Source organism: Dyadobacter sp. HNCC25DJ186, from assembly GCF_056895235.1.
This window is the reverse complement of the sequence record NZ_JBXHAS010000017.1, coordinates 1-17,379: the sequence shown is the minus strand read 5'-3', so window position 1 is coordinate 17,379 and position 17,379 is coordinate 1. Positions and strand designations below refer to the sequence as shown.

Genomic DNA, 17,379 nt, shown 5'->3' with positions numbered 1-17,379 from the left:
GATATGAAAAAGTACTTTCAACTTGGAGACGTGTTTCATTACTTCGTCCGGGTATTCAAGAAGCCAAACCCAAATGATCCTACATCATTTAATTTAAGGATGATGCATGGAATCAACCGGATTTCCATTATCATGTTCCTGTTTTGTTTAATTGTAATGATCGTACGCGCTTTTACAAGATGAACCTTGAAACCCTTCGCGATTTTTGTTTGGAACTCCCTGGAGTTACGGAAGAACTTCCTTTCGGGCCGGATACGCTGGTGTTCAAGGTTATGGGAAAAGTTTTCCTGTTAACACCCATTGACGGATCAAAAGCGCAGTTTAATGCCAAGTGTGATCCGGAGATAGCAGAAGAATTAAGAGAGAAATATCCTGATGTAGTTCCGGGATATCACATGAATAAAAAACACTGGAATACGGTGTATATCACGGGAAGCGTTCCATCTGAACTTTTATTCAGCTGGGTTAAAGATTCTTATGAGCTGGTTGTTGATAGCTTACCAAAAAAGGACAAGAGTGCTTTGAAAGAATTATGAGTTATAAAAATAAAAGCGATCTCGTCGATCGCTTTTATTTTTATAACTCATGCACACTAAGCTACTTCGCCGCCTTCATCTCCTCGTCCAACTTCTTGCTCAATGTTTCGCAAACACCTTCAATGGCGTCTGCCATCACTTTATCGTTAGTCGCGGTAAGCAATGTATCTGCGATGCCACTCATGATTTCGATATAAAACCTTTTCATTTCGAACACTTCCATATCCTTCGTCCAAAGGTCAATTTTGAGTGTACCTCTGTGGTAATGATCCCAGACCGCAATGGCAATGGCACGTGTGTCGTTAATTCCTTCGTTTGGATTGTCAGTAGCGTTCCAATGAATCTTTTCAGGTATGTTTTGATTGTCGAGTTCTACGGTGAAATGTATCTCAGAATTTTTCATAAAAGGATTAATATTTTTCGCAAAAGTAAGACAAAGTAACAATTACTGACAATTTCAGGTTCGTTACTTTCCCGATTGACCGAAAACAGTTTTTAAAATACTGCTTACCCTGGCTACCGGATCCTTTCTGATTTTCTTTTCTTCCTGAGCAATCAGAAGATACAAACCATCAATCGTTTTCTGCGTCGCATAAGATTTCAGATCAGGATTTACCTTCTTCACCAACGGAATCGCGTTGTAAGTTTTCACCATATCGCCGTAATACTGCGTCGCCTTGTTCAGATTTAATGTACTGTCCACAACCGGGAAAAATGTATCATAAAGATCCTTATTCGTCGTTTTTTGCAGATACTTTGTTGCCGCGTCATCCTCCCCTTTCAAAATACTGACAGCATCCGTGATCGTCATGGAAGTAATCGCCTTCACAAAAATCGGCTTTGACTTTTTAGCTGCGTCTTCGGCAGCGCGGTTCAACGACAGCGTAAATTTATCCACCTCACTCCCCAAACCCAGCTTACGTAACGTTTCAGCCACTTTTTGTGCCTCCGGCGGAACAACAATTTTGATCAGTTCATTTTTAAAAAAACCATCCGTTTTTGAAGCTTCTGCTGAGCCATTGCTGATTCCGACGGTTAATGCTTCTTTCAAACCTTTAACAATATCTCCCTCGGACAATGAAGTATTGCCTTCTGGTTTTTTAAATGAGTCCAGCACCTTTCCGAGATTGAACTGAGCCATTGAAGCACAGCTTGATGATACCACAAAAAAGATTATTAACGTTATTTTTTTATACATTAGAGTTACTCTGTTTAATTCACACTATGTTTCAAACGTAATCAATAACGATTAATTTTACTTATTTTTGGAAAAATAAACGGTTTAATTCAACCTCAATCGCATTTATGAATCCCATTATCAGGGCCGAAATTATTACCATCGGTGATGAAATTCTCTTTGGACAAATCACAGATACAAATACGCAATGGATTGGTTCTGAACTTACTAACATTGGAATACGGCCCGTTCGTAAAACTTCGGTTGGCGATCTTCAGGAAGATATTATATCGGCTTTGACCGAAGCAAGTCAAAGAGCGGACGTAATTATTGTGACCGGCGGTCTTGGACCAACAAAAGATGACATCACAAAACATACTTTTTGTAAATATTTTGGTTCTGAATTAAAGATAAATGAAGATGCGCTGGCATTGGTAACGGAGTTTTTTGCAAAAAGAGGCCGTGAAATGACTGAACTAAATATTCAGCAGGCTGCGCTGCCGACTAACTGTACTTACATACCAAATCTCTGGGGAACAGCCCCTGGAATGTGGTTTGAAAAAGATAACGTAATCTACGTTTCGCTTCCGGGTGTTCCTTATGAAATGAAAAGTCTGATGGAGCACGCTATTCTGCCGAGACTGAAAGAGCGCTTTTCCTTCAATATTATTCAGCATAAAATTATCCGGACGATTGGAATTGGCGAATCTTTTCTTGCAGAGACGATTGAACATTGGGAAAATGCGCTGCCCGCTCATATTAAACTGGCTTACCTACCACATTTCGGACAAGTAAAATTGCGCCTGACTGCCACGGGAAATAATCAGAAAATATTGGATGCCGAATTAAAAGCCCAGATTGATTCCTTGCTTCCATTAATAGAGGATTTTGTGTTCGGTTATGATGCGGATGAACTTGAATCGGTGATCGGAAAGTTATTAATAGAGAGGAATGCGACGATCGGAACAGCAGAAAGTTGCACGGGCGGTTTTGTTGCCAGTCAGCTTACCAGTATTCCGGGATCTTCTCAATATTTTGAGGGATCCGTAGTTAGTTACAGCAATGCGGTTAAAATGAATGTTCTCGGTGTTTCACGAGATACATTAGAAAACTTTGGCGCAGTTAGTGAGCAGTCAGCCAGGGAAATGGCAGAAGGCGCCCGGAAAGTTTTGAACACAACTTATGCCATATCAACTACCGGAATCGCGGGGCCTGATGGCGGCACGCCTGAAAAACCAGTCGGAACGGTGTGGATTGCATGCGCTACGCCAACTGAAACCGTCACGCAGTTGTTAACGTTGAGAAGTATCAGGAAGGTAAATATCGAGCTGACTTCTTCCTACGTTTTAAACCTTCTGAGAAAATCAATCTTAAAAACGGTAGCTGAAAAAATCTGATATTTTATTTTTATTTGTAGATATAGTATTCGTATCGAGGGGCTGGAAGTTTGGGATGAAATATAGAAAAATATGAAAATAGTTGAAATGTTAATGCCCCCGATGGGTGAGAGTATCATGGAATGCACCGTTCTAACGCGCCTGAAACAATCTGGCGACGCTATAACGGCTGACGATTCTGTTTTGGAAGTAGCTACTGATAAAGTAGATACCGAAGTTCCCTCCCCTTATTCTGGCGTGTTAACGGAATGGCTGGTTAAGGAAGGTGACGTTGTGGCAATCGGAAGTCCGGTCGCTAAATTTCAGGTAGAAGATGGGGTTGATCAGGAAAGTAGCGATTCTGAGCCGGTGCTGGATATTGAAGCTCCGGAGTTTGACGCTGTGGCTTTTCTTGAAAAAGATATACACAAGGCAGTTCACAGAACAACTGAAGAAACTTCTCTAGCCGTTTTAAAAAGCGATGCTGATTCGAATACTTTTTACTCACCATTGGTTTTAAGCATCGCACGTGAGGAAAATTTAAATGCCCAGGAACTGGCCAGTATTCAAGGTACGGGTGCTGATAACCGCGTTACCAAAAACGACATCATTTCTTATCTAAGCACCAAAGGGACAAAAAAGGAAGCCATTCCGGCAAAAGCACCTGCGGCCAAAGGAACATCTGAAATTATAGAAATGGACCGGATGCGTAAGATGATTTCTTCGCGCATGATCGAGTCAAAACGCATTTCAGCGCACGTTACTTCTTTTATAGAATCTGACATGACTACGATTGTCAAATGGCGCGAGGCAGTTAAAAATGATTTCAGGAAAAAATCCGGTGATAGCATCACCTTCACGCCTATCCTTATCGAAGCCGTTGTGAAAGCGATCAAGGATTTTCCTATGATCAACATATCTGTGGAAGGTGACAATATCGTGAAGAAAAAAGATATTAACATTGGCATGGCCGTTGCTTTGCCAGATGGGAATTTGATTGTTCCCGTTATCCACCATGCAGATCAATATGATCTGGCGGGACTTGCAAAGAAAGTAAATGAACTTGCGAAAAGGGCCCGTGAAAATAAATTAAAAGCTGACGACCTGGCCGGAGGAACCTATACAGTTTCAAATATTGGCGCTTTTGGAAATCTTATGGGAACACCAATCATCGTCCAGCCGCAGGTAGCGATCATGGCATTTGGTGCAATCAAGAAGAAACCTGCTGTTATCGAAACATCGCAAGGTGATTTATTAGGAATCAGAAGCCTTATGTTTATTTCTCATTCCTATGACCATCGCGTGGTTGATGGCTCCCTGGGTGGAATGTTTTTGAAAAGAGTATCGGATTATCTTGAAGGTTATGATGCTCACAGAACGTTATTATAATGCTGAGATTAACACTTGATATGGATGATGTGATGGCCGACACACACAAGAAGCTGGTCAGCATTATCCTGAAAGAATTCAATACAACGTTATTTGAAAAAGATTTTGTTTCAACTCCCATCAGGGAACTGCTTCATCCCAAACAATTGACCCGGCTCAGGAAAATAATGAATGAGCCCGGTTTTTTTGCGGATATCGAGGTGAAGCAGGACGCCAGGGAAACTATATATAAACTATCACATTATTACGAAATTTACGTTGCCACGGCTGCAATGGAATTTCCCAACTCATTTAAGGATAAATTTGACTGGTTACAAAAACATTTTGATTTCATCCCCTGGTCCAATATTGTCTTTTGCGGCCACAAAAGTATCATTCATTCTGACTATCTGATCGATGACCAGGTCCGGAATCTTGATGCTTTCAAAGGAGAAGGAATTTTATTTTCGGCAACACATAACCTACACGATAAATCACATCGCAGAGTAGCGAACTGGAAAGAAGTTGCTGAATTATTTTTACCAAATAAATGAGATTATTACTGATAGAAGACGAACCGAAAACTGTTCAATCCCTGAAACAGGGACTTGAAGAAAACGGATATGAGGTGGATATTGCATACGATGGCCTGATTGGAAAACAACTGGCAAAAAAGGGCGGCTATCAGTTGATCATTAGTGATATCATCATTCCCGGCATCAACGGTATTGAACTTTGTCGGGAAATTCGTCATTGGGGCGATGAAACACCAATATTGATGCTGACTGCCTTAGGTTCAACGGACGACAAAGTAACCGGTTTGGACGCTGGTGCAGATGATTATCTGGTTAAACCTTTTGAATTTAAAGAGTTGCTGGCGCGTGTTAGAGCACTCACAAAACGCGGTTCAACGATATCGCAAACCGCCCAGATTCTCAGATTTGCAGATTTGGAGGTATCGATGGATGCCAAAACGGTTCATCGTTCTGATAACAAAATTAACCTGACAGCCAGAGAATTTAATCTGCTTGTTTACCTGATCCGGAATCAGGGACGCGTTATTTCAAAAGTGGAAATCGCAGAACAGGTTTGGGATATCGGTTTTGACACAGGAACAAATGTTATCGAGGTTTATGTAAATTATCTGCGTAAAAAAATCGATAAGGATTATCCTGTAAAACTTATTCATACCCAGTTTGGTATGGGCTATGTGCTTAAAATTGAGTAAAATATGCAAATCCGTACCCGTCTTACAATCCAATTCCTGCTACTGGTAAGCGGTATTTTGGCGGTTACATTTTTTGCAATTTACTTTTTTACTTACTACAATGTTACAGAAGATTTCTATGACCGGCTAAGATCAAAGGCGCGGTCAACAACTGAACTTCTTTCCACGGTGCCACAAGTGAACCCGGAAGTCCTCAGAGCTTTTGAGGGGTCTAACCGGGATCTTATATATAACGAGAATATTCTGATTTTTGACGAGCGAAACAGGCTTATCTACACAAATACTACTGCGCAAACTAAATCAATTCACGTATCCAATTACTGGCTTGACGAGATCCGCAAGTCGGGCCAAATACGTTACACGGATGGCGATTATAAGGTAGTCGGACTTTACTATAAATATCCTTTTACACGCGCCGTTGTGATGCTCGGCGCCCAGGATTTATACGGACAGGCGAATCTTTCCAATTTAAAAACATTGCTGACCGTAATATTTTTTATTGTCGTGATCATCGTCGGACTTGCCGGATGGGTATTTGCCAAACGCGCCCTTCGCCCGATTTCCAAAGTAATGAATGCCGTAGAAGGAATTCTCCCACAACGACTGGATATCCGTCTAGACATACCAAACCAGAAAGACGAAATTGGTCGGCTGTCAACGACATTCAATAAACTTCTGGACCGAATTGAAACGGCTTTTCAAATGCAGAAGATCTTTGTGGCCAATGTTTCTCATGAACTTAAAAATCCGCTGACCAAAATCAGGTCGCAACTTGAAGTGAGTATGCTCAAAGAAAGGAGCCCGGAGGAATATAAAATTACGATAAAATCAGTTTTAGAAGACATTCAGGAGCTGGCACAACTTTCCAACACATTGTTGGAACTGGCAAAAGTCAGTGAAGACCAGCGTGATCTTTTAACTGAAATTGTTCGTATTGATGATCTGCTTTGGGATTGTCGGCAAGGGCTCGGTCAGGCCAATCCAACCTATAATATTCAGGTCGATCTGGAAGAACTACCCGAAGACGACGCCTGGCTTGAAATCGCGGGAAATTCGACTTTGCTAAAAACTGCGTTTTTAAATTTGATGGACAACGCCTGCAAATTCTCCGGGAACCAAACCGTAAAAATTACACTGCGGGCATCCGCGAAAAAGCTTATTCTTCAATTCTCCGATAGCGGCAAGGGAATTCCAGTGCAGGATCAAAGTCTTATTTTTCAGCCATTTTACCGGGGAGACAATACGGCAAATGTGAAAGGGTACGGAATCGGGCTTTCACTGGTTGAGAGAATTGTTAAACTGCACAACGGAAATGTCTCTATTCAGACCAATCTGCCGAAGGGGACCACCTTTATATTACATTTCTCACGCCTCTAAGTAAATTCTAATTTATTATTAAGCTCTTCTTAAGCATTACATCTTTTATTTGTATTGTTCTTTTAAGCGTCAGACCAATAAGATCGAACGCGTAAAATTAGATTTCATTTTTTGTGGTGTTAATAAGCAAACTTGGCAGGTGTATCTCACACCTGCCAAAGTTTTTTTGTACCCATTGCTTCTATTCACGTGGAGATTTCCTCGATCTCGGTGTTCTAAACTTGAAACTGCTGATACTGGTTCATAAATAAAAAAGCAGTGAACGACCGCCGCCCACTGCTTCTGAATACAAATCTTTTCTTTTAATTCTTCTTTCTGATCTCAATAATTTTAAGCTTGTTAAGCATCTTAATTACCGGATACGTTGGATCAACCTCAAACCATTTTGAGCCGAAGTTGATTGAATTAGGACGTTTATGATGATTATTTTGAAACAATTCTCCCATCATAAGGAAATCAAAAATCAATGAGTTTTTAGATTTATCATCGTTGTCGAAATTCTGATACCCATACTTGTGACCGCTCCAATTCACAATAGCTCCATGTATTGGCCCCATTAAAAAGTGTATCGGCAAAAGGAAGAAAAATGCCCAGTGCATATCAAGGTATAGATAAGCAAGGATATAAAAAGCAGAATAAAGGATCGCCCATCCCGCTCTGGACAACCACGAATCACCCAGTTTTTCAATAAAATTCCATTCCGGGTAGTTACGCTCGAATTGTGTTTCTATCGCTCTTTTACGGTTCAGAACCGCATTGTAAATATCTTTCGTTTCCCACATCATGGTAAAGACATTTTTTGTATGGTGAGGAGAATGTGGGTCTCTTTCGGTGTCGCTGAAAGCATGGTGCATGCGATGTAATATAGCATAAGCACGCGGACTCAGATAAGAGGAACCTTGCGACAGGTAAGTTAGCAGGTAAAAGAACCGTTCCCATGGTTTGCTCATGATAAACATTTTATGAGCAGAATAACGGTGCAAAAAGAATGTTTGGCAAAAAAGAGATAAATACCAGTGTACAACAAATACGGCAAGAACTATATACATGAAAAGGTGTAATGTTAAAAACGACTATCACACAAAAATAATGCCAAGAACTCTAAATTCCATAATACTCAGCGTTTATTTATCGACTTATTTATATTCATTCTACAATGCACTTAAAGTACTATTACTAACTTAGAATATTACAAAATAGTAAATGCATAATCGAGTAAATTAGCTCCCATTTGTAGTGCCTTTCTCCTCAGTTCTTCGGGATCTTTATAAACAGTCTGATCTTCCCAGCCATTTCCGAGATCGGTTTCAAAAGAATAAAAGCATAATAATCGTCCCTGATAAATCAAACCGAAACCTTGTGGTTGCTTACCATCATGTTCGTGTACTTTCGGCAGGCCATTAGTAAAATTATATTTGAGATGGTAGATCTGATGATCAAAAGGAAGCTCAACGAAAGATAATTCAGGAAAAACCTTTTTCATTTCCCGACGAATGAAAGGATCCAGGCCGTAGTTATCATCTATATGTAAAAAACCTCCTGATAAAAGATAGTTTCGTAGATTTCTAGCCTCTGCATCTGTAAAAACAACATTTCCATGACCTGTCATATGAACAAATGGGTAGGTGAATAAATCCGGGCTACCTACTTCCACAACATCTTCGGCCGGATTGATATTCATTTTCAGTTCGGAATTACAGAAGCTGATCAGGTTCGGTAAAGAGGTTTTATTCGCATACCAATCCCCTCCTCCGCCATATTTCAGCTTTGCAATTTTGAGTGACGATTGCGCCTGACTTCCTGTGAAGGATATCAGCATGAAAATCAAAATATAAAACGTAGTCTTGAAAATGCTCCGTATCATAATTCATCCAATTTTTTATGGAAAACAGTTATAATAGTTGTGCCAGATTAATGGCGTGACAGCCTGCAACAGCGGCAGTTTCTGTGCGCAAACGCGTTGCTCCAAGAGAGACTGCTTCAAATCCATATTCGGTTGCCAATAAAACCTCTTCCGGGGTAAAATCTCCTTCGGGCCCAATCAACAAAAGTGTATCCGAATCTTTAATTACCTTCTTCACAACATGTTCCGTAAGATGATTGTCCGGAACGTATGCGATTAACCGGGTTTTTTCTTTTGAATTTTTTATAAAAGAATCATAAGCCGTAACGATCGAAATTTCAGGCATGTAATATTGCTGCGATTGTTTCATAGCGGACGCGGCAATTCTTTTCAATCTTCCAAGATTTACAACGCGTGAAACCGTTTCTTTATGCGTATGTTCAGTGACGATAAAATCAATCCGCTCCACGCCCATTTCTGTCATTTTTTCTACCATCCACTCATTTCTTTCTGCTTTTCTGGTCGGTGCAACGGCTATATTTACGGAATAGGATCTTTTCGGAACATGTATGGATTCGACTTTTTCATATGTGACATTTTTCTTTCCAATAGTAAGACGACATTTATGTAAAAGGCCATTCCCGTCTGTTACATGAATAGTATCACCAGTCGAGAGCCGTAACACCTTCGTACAATGCCGTGATTCTTCTTCGTCTAATTCAAGAATTCTGGTATCCGGCTGATAAAACAAATGCATAAAAATAATTTTTTTTTGATGATACTGATCACCTATATCGATTTGTCAAATGTAAGTAAATATTATGTATTCACTTAAATACAAAAAGTGACAATACCAAGAATTGTCAAGCCACGTGAAAAATCCTGTTTTTTGTATTTTTTCAATTTTTTTAATTATTTCTGATAATATAATAACCCATTTTCGAAGTAATTAAAAAATTGCGTTTTGAAAGGTTTATTTTTAAATCCGAGCCCAATTTATTGAAATAATGCATTATTTACTGACAATACTACCATAAACACAATTATATTCGGTATTTGACTAAATTTTCCTAGATTTTATTTTTTAGAAATACAATTTAGCATTAATATTGTGTCGTAATATCAATTCGTCACCACTTTATCTAGTATTATTATGTCAAAATCTAAGCTGGAATACATTTGGCTGGATGGCCACAAGCCAACCCAAGGTTTACGCAGCAAAACGAAAATCGAAAGCGACTTTAGTGGTAAACTGGAAGATTGCAGCAACTGGTCATTTGATGGTTCATCTACCGAACAGGCGCTTGGCGGTTCTTCTGACTGTCTTTTGAAACCTGTTTACATTATCCCGGATCCTCAGCGTAGAGATGCTTACCTGGTAATGTGCGAGGTTTTGAACGCTGATGGAACACCTCACGTTACAAACGGCAGAGCTACAATCGAAGATGATGACAATGATTTTTGGTTCGGTTTTGAACAGGAGTATTTCCTTTGGGATATTGAAACAAACAAACCACTTGGATTCCCGGCAAACGGATATCCAGCACCACAAGGCCCTTACTACTGCTCAGTAGGTGCACAAAATGCATACGGCCGTGATATTATCGAAGAACATTTGGACGCTTGTCTTGATGCAGGTCTTAACGTTGAAGGTATCAACGCAGAGGTTGCAGCAGGTCAGTGGGAATTCCAGATCTTCGCTAAGGGTGCAAAGGAAGCTGGTGATCAAATCTGGCTGGGACGTTACTTATTGGAACGTATCGGTGAGAAATATGGTGTTTCTATCAACTGGCATTGCAAACCTTTGGGTGATCTTGACTGGAATGGTAGCGGTATGCACGCTAACTTCTCAAACACTGCTTTGAGAACTGCCGGCAGCAAAGAAGTATTCGACAAAGTTTGCGAATCTTTCCGTCCTGTTGTTAAAGAACATATCGAAGTTTACGGAGCAGACAACCACCTTCGTTTGACAGGAAAACATGAAACGGCTAGTATTCATGATTTCAGCTACGGAGTTTCTGACCGTGGTGCTTCTATCCGTATTCCGGTTCTTGTTCCTCAAAAAGGATGGAGCGGATACCTTGAAGACCGTCGCCCTAATTCAGCGGCTGATCCGTACAAAGTAGCGGCTCGTATCATCAAAACTGTAAAAGGAGCTCTTTAAGAGAAACATATTATTGATAATAAAAAAACCACCTTTCGGTGGTTTTTTTATTATCAATATATTTTAAAACTACTCTTCGTCTTCGGTTGTAAAAGAATAAACGTTTGGATCAAGCTGTAACCGTCCGGAATTGTAGCGAATTATAAAATCGTTTATGACCTTTTCATTTATTTCTGTTTTGTTCAAACCAACTTCCAGACCAATGCCGTAGTCGAATTTATCGTCAACTTCAACGTGTTCCCGAACGCTGATCTCTTCATTTTCTTCGATTTCTTCAATGAATTCAGTAAGCAGAATCTCCGCCTCTTCATCCTTTTCGAAATCAACTACATCACCTTCTTCTCTTTCGTCAGGTGAAATATAATCAGGCATCTGAAGTTTCAGTCTTTCGAGTGCCGCATCATAGACCAATGTCGAATGATGTAATCTTAAAGTATAAATTAATGCGTCATAAACCACCTCTTTGTCTTTGTAATATCCGACAAACTGAATGTGGGCATGTTCATTATTTTCTTCTTCGTCTTCGAACTCGTCTGTCACATACACAAAGTTCAATCGTTCAGCTTTACATTCCCGTTTAAGCTGTGCAATTTCTTCTGGATCGAATCCCGGATTCATAGTTTTTAATTTGATTATTGTTCCTTTAAGCAATCGGTAAAATTATTCTAAAAATAGCATTTCGCGGTATTTTGCCAAAGGCCAATCTTCATCATCAATTAATAATTCAAGTTTATCTACGTGGTAACGGATCTCTTCAAAAAAACCTTTGACCTCCGATCCATACATTCTCGCACGTTCGTACAAATCTTCCACATTGTTAGCAACCTTTCTCCTTTCCGTCATTTCATGCACCAGCTTCTTGATAACCACCACATGGGACGAAATATCCTTGATAATTTCTTTAATCGGCTCAGCCTCTTCCAACATTTCAAGGTCTGTTAAAGCCCGGGCCGTCTGCGCAAGCTTAAACTGATACTTTACAACCGTAGAGACGACGTGGTTCAGAGCCAGGTCACTTATTACACGTGATTCTATCTGTAATTTTTTAACATAATTTTCAAGCTCAATCTCATATCGCGCATGTAATTCCCGCGAAGTCAACACGCCTGTTTTTTCAAAAGCCTTAATCGTACTTTCCGTAACATAAGCATAAAGCGCATCATACGTTGCGCTTATATTGGTTAATCCTCTTCGGCTAGCCTCTTCAACCCATTCCTCAGAATATCCGTTTCCTTCAAACAATATTTTTTTCGATTCTGTAAAATATCTTTTCAGGATCGCCACGGTTGCTACTTTCTTTTCCTCACCAGAACTCAGCCTTTCATCCATTTCACGTTTGAATTCCGATAACTGGTTAGCAACAATCGTATTCAAAACAATCATCGGAGAAGCACTATTCAAAGCACTTCCAACCGCGCGGTATTCAAATTTATTTCCTGTAAAACAGAACGGCGAAGTTCTGTTTCTGTCTGTATTGTCTCTTTGTAAATTTGGGATGCGGGTTATTCCCAGTTTGTAATAAAAGTTCTCTCCCTTTTCAAGTGTAATTTCGCCCTTATTTACCAATTCTTCAAGCATACTCGTCAGTTCTCCTCCTAAAAATACAGAAACTATTGACGGTGGCGCTTCATTCGCTCCCAAGCGATGCTCGTTTCCGGCTGAAGATATCGACGCACGTAATAAGTCAGCATGGTCATGAACCGCCTTGACAACATTCAGCAAAAAAGTCAGGAAGCGGAGATTCTCTTTTGGCTTTGTCGTTGGTGCCAGTAAGTTAATTCCGGTATCTGTGGACAACGACCAGTTGTTATGTTTACCGCTTCCATTAATTCCGGCAAATGGTTTTTCATGGAACAAAACCTGAAAGTTATGTTTTTCACCAATTTTCTGCATCAGATCCATCAGCAGTGCATTATGGTCGATGGCCAGATTAACTTCCTCGAAAGTCGGAGCACATTCAAATTGCCCCGGAGCCACCTCATTATGCCTTGTCCTGACGGGAATTCCAAGTTTAAGTGCTTCAAATTCAAAGTCTACCATAAAGGCATTAACACGCGGCGATATTGATCCAAAATAATGATCGTCTAACTGTTGTCCACGTGCAGGGCTGTGTCCAAATACGGTACGACCTGTCATCAGCAAATCCGGACGGGCATAATATAAAGCCTTATCAACCAGAAAATATTCCTGCTCGATGCCCAAGGTTGGTGTTACCTTATCAACATCTCGATTAAAGAACTGACAAACCGAAGTGGCAGCCTTATCCAGCATAACCAGAGAACGCAGTAAAGGTGCCTTGTAATCAAGTGCTTCGCCTGTGTAGGATATGAATACAGAAGGAATACAAAGCGTTTTGCCACCTGCTCCGTTGTCCATTAAAAATGCAGGTGAACTCGGATCCCAGCCTGTATAACCTCTCGCCTCAAAAGTAGCACGCAAACCACCGCTTGGGAATGAAGAAGCGTCAGGTTCCTGCTGCACCAATGCGCTTCCTTTAAATTTTTCCACCGCTTTCCCGTCAATCGTGAGATCGAAAAAGGAATCGTGTTTTTCTGCTGTACTACCTGTAAGTGGCTGAAACCAATGCGTATAATGAGTCGCGCCCTTAGAAATTGCCCAGGATTTCATCGCCGCGGAAACTTCTTCGGCAACTTCCCTGTCTATTGTAGAACCGGATCGGATCGCATTTGAAATTTTTATATAAGCTTCCGGAGAAAGTAAAGTTCTCATTACATCGTCACTGAATGTGTTACTTCCATAAAGGTCAGCCACCTTCTCAGTTGGAGGGGTCAATATTGGTGCAACACGGTTTAATGCGATCTCAAAAGCTTTGGAACGAAATGTCATAAGGATGGTGATTTTATAGTATTTCTTGCCAAAATTATTTATTTCAGCAAACTAACCGTCAAATCTGCATGAATTTTTCTGATTTTTCATTTTATAAGTTCACTGACGACCCAATTTTAATATATTTTTTGGATTTTTGTAAATTATATATCCCCTATCATGCTTAAAAGAATTCAATTTCTGGCTTTGTACGGAATATGCTGGATATTGTTTTTTCAGCTTTTTCGTATCATATTTCTTACTTACCATATACAAAAGTCAATCGATTTAGGAAGTAAGCTCCTGATACAAAGCATGCTCCACGGTTTGAGAATGGACATTTCTTTTGCCGGATACATCTTAGTCATGCCTGCACTGCTCATTTGCGCAACGAGTATAAAATGGCATTGGTACCAAAATACGATGGCATGGTTTAGCGGATTTGTTGCATTTTTGATGGTAATTCTGACCGTATTTGATCTTGAACTTTTCAGAGCCTGGGGATACCGGATCGATGCATCCTCATTGATTTATTTGAAAACCCCAAAAGAAGCCCTGGCATCCATGGGTGCTGCACCAATATTACCTCTTTTGCTCTTGCTGATCGGTCTTTATATGCTGGTGTTTAAAATCCTGATGACGATTCAGGAAAGGACAATTCCTTTTTTCGAAAGATCCTCTCCCATTTTCACTGCGGTCCTTTTTGTTTTCTTAACTGCAACATTAATCATCCCGATCCGCGGCGGATTTCAGTTGGCCCCGATGAATGAAAGCACCGTGTTTTTTTCTGATAAAAGTTTTGCCAATTATGCCGCAGTAAACGTTCCCTGGAATTATAGCCGCTCTGTTCTCAATGAAGGTTACAGCAAAAAAAACCCTTTCGTTTATTTTGAAGATAAAAAAGCAAACGAGACCGTTGCTTCCCTATACCACCACAATCCTGTTCACCAGCAGATCATTAAAATCGGCCACCAGCCAATTAATGTGTTGGTTATTATCTGGGAAAGTTTTACAGCCAAAGTTGTTTCAAAACTAAATGGTGTTCAGGGAATAACACCGGAATTTGATGCGTTGACCAAAGACGGGATTTTGTTCACGAATATGTACGCGAGCGGGAACCGCAGTGACAAAGGCATGGTCGCGATACTGAGCGGTTACCCGGCCCAGCCTACTACTTCTATTATTAAAATTCCAAACAAAACGGTTTCACTTCCTTCCTTACCCAGGCAATTCAAAGATGCCGGGTACCAAACATCTTTCTATTATGGTGGAGAGACGGAATTTGCCAATATGAAAACCTATTTTTTACAACAAGGTTTTAATACAATTGTTGACAAAAACGCTTTTGAAGAGAAGGATATGAATTCAAAGTGGGGAGCTCATGACCATGTTGTTTTGAACCGGCTACTCTTGGATCTTGATACGCAAAAGCAACCGTTTTTTACTACAATTTTTACACTAAGCAGTCATGAACCTTTTGAAGTTCCTGTTAAAACAGTAATTTCCGGAAACGATCAGGAACATCTGTTTTTGAACGCGCACCATTATTCCGATGCTTCAATTGGTGCATTTATAAAACAAGCCAAAACTAAATCGTGGTGGGCAAATACGCTGGTCGTGATCCTGGCCGACCACGGGCATCCGCTACCGGAAAAACCAGCGACAAAACCGAATGAGTTTCATATCCCGATGTTATGGCTGGGAGGTGTTCTAGAAAAAAAGAATATTACCATTGATTCGCTTTGTTCCCAGACTGATTTGGCCTCAACCGTGTTAAATCAATTAAACCTGCCTTCGAAAGCATTTAGCTGGAGCAATGATATATTTATGCCAAATCGTGTCCCATTTGCCTATTTCGCATTTACTAACGGCTTTGGCTGGATGCGACCGAACGGATATGTTGTGCGCGACAATATTGGCGGGAATATTACCGAGAAAAGCGGAAATCTGAATGCTGTGGAAACCAGCTACGGAAAATCCTATTTACAGTCATCTTTTGGTGATTATTTGAAGCGTTAAAAGGAAAAGGTGTAAATTTGCACCCTTATTGTCAATACTATGAAAAAAGTTGCTTTTTATACGCTGGGTTGCAAACTGAATTACTCTGAAAGTTCTTCCATAGGAAGAATGTTCGAACACAAAGGGTATTCAAAAGTTGAATTCAACGATAAGCCGGATATATTTATAATTAATACCTGTTCTGTCACTGAAAATGCAGACAAAAAATGCCGCAAGATTGTTCGTGAAGCGCAGAAAATAAATGCCGACGGATATGTTGCGATCATTGGCTGTTATGCTCAGCTGAAACCGGCCGAAATTGCAGAAATTCCTGGCGTAGATGCTGTGCTTGGTGCTGCTGAAAAATTTCGCCTGGTAGAATTACTTGATACTTTCGAAAAAGAACCTGCCAACCAGACAGCGAAAATACTGGCATCTCCGATTGAAGATGCTGTGGATTATCATACTTCTTATTCACTAAACGACCGTACCCGTACTTTTCTGAAAGTGCAGGATGGCTGTGATTATCCGTGTGCCTACTGCACGATTCCACTTGCACGTGGCAAAAGCAGATCAGATACTATTGAAAATATTGTCAAGGCAGCAAAAGATATCGCCGCAAGAGATGTCAAGGAAATCGTTCTGACCGGTGTTAACATCGGAGATTTCGGAATTCAGAATGGTGAACGGAAAGAAACCTTTATTGACCTTATCAGGGCACTTGATGAAGTTGATGGAATTTCCAGATTCAGGATTTCGTCAATCGAACCTAATTTGCTTACGGACGAGGTCATTGAATTTGTTGCAATGTCCAAGCGATTCGTACCGCATTTCCATATTCCGTTACAATCCGGATCAAATAAAGTGCTGTCATTGATGCGACGCCGTTACAAACGGGAGCTTTATGTGGAACGCGTAGCGAAGATCAAATCGCTTATGCCAAATTGCTGCATTGGGGTTGATGTCATCGTGGGCCATCCGGGAGAGACGCAGGAGTTGTTTTTAGAAAGTTATCAGTTCCTGAACGAGCTTGATATTTCTTATCTGCACGTTTTCACGTATTCGGAAAGAGAAAATACTTTGGCGACAACAATTAAACCGGTTGTACCAAAATCAGAAAGAGCCGAGCGTTCTAAAATGCTTCATATTCTTTCTGAAAAGAAAAAAAGGCATTTTTACGATGAACAGATCGGGAAGACAGGAACGGTCTTGTTTGAAGATGAAATTCAGAACGGGCAAATGCTTGGTTTCACCGAAAACTACATCCGCGTTGCTGTAAAGTATGATCCATTATTAATTAATGAAACGAAAGAAGTTCAATATGTTTTTCAGAATGAAAATGGTTTAATGGAAGTAATGGAATCAGAGAACTACGAGCCTGCGCATTAGGTTTTAGCTTTAAGCATTTAGCAATCAGGGTACAAAGTTACATCGGTCTCCAAATTGCTTTTTATATTTTTCCCACAAAATCTTATATAAAAAAGAC

The 17,379-nt window shown here is 40.3% G+C and carries 17 protein-coding genes; 10 read left to right on the top strand and 7 right to left on the bottom strand.

Annotated features, from left to right (window positions below; translation table 11 throughout):
* Positions 1-3: 3 nt before the first annotated feature.
* Positions 4-183: a DUF6728 family protein gene (locus AC1XUO_RS28110; RefSeq protein WP_235150040.1), complete on the top strand. Its 180-nt coding sequence runs from the start codon at positions 4-6 to the stop codon at positions 181-183.
* Positions 180-536, top strand: coding sequence for an MmcQ/YjbR family DNA-binding protein (locus tag AC1XUO_RS28105; RefSeq protein WP_483333164.1), 357 nt, complete (start codon positions 180-182; stop codon positions 534-536). The genes AC1XUO_RS28110 and AC1XUO_RS28105 overlap by 4 nt, the downstream gene beginning before the upstream one ends.
* 61 nt (positions 537-597) lie before the next feature.
* Here the strand turns inward: AC1XUO_RS28105 and gldC are convergent, their stop codons facing one another.
* Positions 598-939, bottom strand: coding sequence for a gliding motility protein GldC (gldC, locus tag AC1XUO_RS28100; protein WP_090338242.1), 342 nt, complete (start codon positions 937-939; stop codon positions 598-600).
* 63 nt (positions 940-1,002) lie between these two features.
* The gene (locus AC1XUO_RS28095; RefSeq protein WP_483333163.1) at positions 1,003-1,677 is read right to left on the bottom strand and encodes a DUF4197 domain-containing protein; all 675 of its coding nucleotides are present in this window, start codon (positions 1,675-1,677) and stop codon (positions 1,003-1,005) included.
* Positions 1,678-1,841: 164 nt separating this feature from the next.
* On the opposite strand from AC1XUO_RS28095, the gene AC1XUO_RS28090 reads away from it, so the two are divergent.
* From AC1XUO_RS28090 to AC1XUO_RS28070, 5 genes are all read left to right on the top strand, one after another.
* A complete protein-coding gene (locus AC1XUO_RS28090) occupies positions 1,842-3,110 on the top strand; it encodes a competence/damage-inducible protein A (RefSeq protein ID WP_483333162.1) in 1,269 nt (422 codons plus the stop codon).
* A 72-nt stretch (positions 3,111-3,182) separates the two neighbouring features.
* Positions 3,183-4,478 carry a dihydrolipoamide acetyltransferase family protein gene (locus AC1XUO_RS28085; protein ID WP_483333161.1) on the top strand — a complete coding sequence of 432 codons (1,296 nt, stop codon included), beginning with the start codon at positions 3,183-3,185 and terminating at the stop codon, positions 4,476-4,478.
* Complete coding sequence (locus tag AC1XUO_RS28080; protein WP_483333160.1) at positions 4,478-5,011, top strand: 5' nucleotidase, NT5C type; 534 nt, start codon at positions 4,478-4,480, stop codon at positions 5,009-5,011. The genes AC1XUO_RS28085 and AC1XUO_RS28080 overlap by 1 nt, the downstream gene beginning before the upstream one ends.
* A complete protein-coding gene (locus AC1XUO_RS28075; protein WP_235150034.1) occupies positions 5,008-5,685 on the top strand; it encodes a response regulator in 678 nt (225 codons plus the stop codon). The genes AC1XUO_RS28080 and AC1XUO_RS28075 overlap by 4 nt, the downstream gene beginning before the upstream one ends.
* A 3-nt stretch (positions 5,686-5,688) precedes the next feature.
* Entirely contained in the window at positions 5,689-7,062 is a 1,374-nt protein-coding gene (locus AC1XUO_RS28070) for a sensor histidine kinase (RefSeq protein WP_483333159.1), read from the top strand.
* 302 nt (positions 7,063-7,364) lie between these two features.
* Here AC1XUO_RS28070 and AC1XUO_RS28065 read toward each other — a convergent pair whose 3' ends face one another.
* From AC1XUO_RS28065 to AC1XUO_RS28055, 3 genes are all read right to left on the bottom strand, one after another.
* On the bottom strand, positions 7,365-8,111 hold the full coding sequence (locus AC1XUO_RS28065; protein WP_235150026.1) for an acyl-CoA desaturase: 747 nt from the start codon (positions 8,109-8,111) through the stop codon (positions 7,365-7,367).
* A 140-nt stretch (positions 8,112-8,251) separates the two neighbouring features.
* Entirely contained in the window at positions 8,252-8,881 is a 630-nt protein-coding gene (locus AC1XUO_RS28060) for a DUF4159 domain-containing protein (protein WP_483333239.1), read from the bottom strand.
* A gap of 73 nt (positions 8,882-8,954) precedes the next feature.
* Positions 8,955-9,662: an RsmE family RNA methyltransferase gene (locus AC1XUO_RS28055; protein WP_483333158.1), complete on the bottom strand. Its 708-nt coding sequence runs from the start codon at positions 9,660-9,662 to the stop codon at positions 8,955-8,957.
* Between the two features lie 396 nt (positions 9,663-10,058).
* Between AC1XUO_RS28055 and AC1XUO_RS28050 the strand changes: the two genes are divergently transcribed.
* A complete protein-coding gene (locus AC1XUO_RS28050; RefSeq protein WP_483333157.1) occupies positions 10,059-11,069 on the top strand; it encodes a glutamine synthetase beta-grasp domain-containing protein in 1,011 nt (336 codons plus the stop codon).
* 69 nt (positions 11,070-11,138) lie between these two features.
* Here AC1XUO_RS28050 and AC1XUO_RS28045 read toward each other — a convergent pair whose 3' ends face one another.
* Positions 11,139-11,687, bottom strand: a complete 549-nt coding sequence (locus tag AC1XUO_RS28045; RefSeq protein WP_483333156.1) for a hypothetical protein — start codon at positions 11,685-11,687, stop codon at positions 11,139-11,141.
* A gap of 42 nt (positions 11,688-11,729) precedes the next feature.
* A complete protein-coding gene (locus AC1XUO_RS28040; protein ID WP_483333155.1) occupies positions 11,730-13,916 on the bottom strand; it encodes a glutamine synthetase III family protein in 2,187 nt (728 codons plus the stop codon).
* A gap of 159 nt (positions 13,917-14,075) precedes the next feature.
* Between AC1XUO_RS28040 and AC1XUO_RS28035 the strand changes: the two genes are divergently transcribed.
* Together AC1XUO_RS28035 and mtaB are read left to right on the top strand one after the other, a co-directional pair.
* A complete protein-coding gene (locus tag AC1XUO_RS28035) occupies positions 14,076-15,914 on the top strand; it encodes an LTA synthase family protein (RefSeq protein WP_483333154.1) in 1,839 nt (612 codons plus the stop codon).
* Positions 15,915-15,953: 39 nt separating this feature from the next.
* The gene (gene mtaB, locus AC1XUO_RS28030; RefSeq protein ID WP_483333153.1) at positions 15,954-17,282 is read left to right on the top strand and encodes a tRNA (N(6)-L-threonylcarbamoyladenosine(37)-C(2))-methylthiotransferase MtaB; all 1,329 of its coding nucleotides are present in this window, start codon (positions 15,954-15,956) and stop codon (positions 17,280-17,282) included.
* Positions 17,283-17,379: the final 97 nt, after the last annotated feature.

Excerpts from the sequence above, each read along its gene's own strand:
- AC1XUO_RS28110 (WP_235150040.1), top strand. The coding sequence starts at position 4 with ATGAAAAAGTACTTTCAACTTGGAGACGTGTTTCATTACTTCGTCCGG.
- AC1XUO_RS28105 (WP_483333164.1), top strand. The coding sequence starts at position 180 with ATGAACCTTGAAACCCTTCGCGATTTTTGTTTGGAACTCCCTGGAGTT.
- gldC (WP_090338242.1), bottom strand. The coding sequence starts at position 939 with ATGAAAAATTCTGAGATACATTTCACCGTAGAACTCGACAATCAAAAC.
- AC1XUO_RS28095 (WP_483333163.1), bottom strand. The coding sequence starts at position 1,677 with ATGGCTCAGTTCAATCTCGGAAAGGTGCTGGACTCATTTAAAAAACCA.
- AC1XUO_RS28090 (WP_483333162.1), top strand. The coding sequence starts at position 1,842 with ATGAATCCCATTATCAGGGCCGAAATTATTACCATCGGTGATGAAATT.
- AC1XUO_RS28085 (WP_483333161.1), top strand. The coding sequence starts at position 3,183 with ATGAAAATAGTTGAAATGTTAATGCCCCCGATGGGTGAGAGTATCATG.
- AC1XUO_RS28080 (WP_483333160.1), top strand. The coding sequence starts at position 4,478 with ATGCTGAGATTAACACTTGATATGGATGATGTGATGGCCGACACACAC.
- AC1XUO_RS28075 (WP_235150034.1), top strand. The coding sequence starts at position 5,008 with ATGAGATTATTACTGATAGAAGACGAACCGAAAACTGTTCAATCCCTG.
- AC1XUO_RS28070 (WP_483333159.1), top strand. The coding sequence starts at position 5,689 with ATGCAAATCCGTACCCGTCTTACAATCCAATTCCTGCTACTGGTAAGC.
- AC1XUO_RS28065 (WP_235150026.1), bottom strand. The coding sequence starts at position 8,111 with ATGTATATAGTTCTTGCCGTATTTGTTGTACACTGGTATTTATCTCTT.
- AC1XUO_RS28060 (WP_483333239.1), bottom strand. The coding sequence starts at position 8,881 with ATGCTGATATCCTTCACAGGAAGTCAGGCGCAATCGTCACTCAAAATT.
- AC1XUO_RS28055 (WP_483333158.1), bottom strand. The coding sequence starts at position 9,662 with ATGCATTTGTTTTATCAGCCGGATACCAGAATTCTTGAATTAGACGAA.
- AC1XUO_RS28050 (WP_483333157.1), top strand. The coding sequence starts at position 10,059 with ATGTCAAAATCTAAGCTGGAATACATTTGGCTGGATGGCCACAAGCCA.
- AC1XUO_RS28045 (WP_483333156.1), bottom strand. The coding sequence starts at position 11,687 with ATGAATCCGGGATTCGATCCAGAAGAAATTGCACAGCTTAAACGGGAA.
- AC1XUO_RS28040 (WP_483333155.1), bottom strand. The coding sequence starts at position 13,916 with ATGACATTTCGTTCCAAAGCTTTTGAGATCGCATTAAACCGTGTTGCA.
- AC1XUO_RS28035 (WP_483333154.1), top strand. The coding sequence starts at position 14,076 with ATGCTTAAAAGAATTCAATTTCTGGCTTTGTACGGAATATGCTGGATA.
- mtaB (WP_483333153.1), top strand. The coding sequence starts at position 15,954 with ATGAAAAAAGTTGCTTTTTATACGCTGGGTTGCAAACTGAATTACTCT.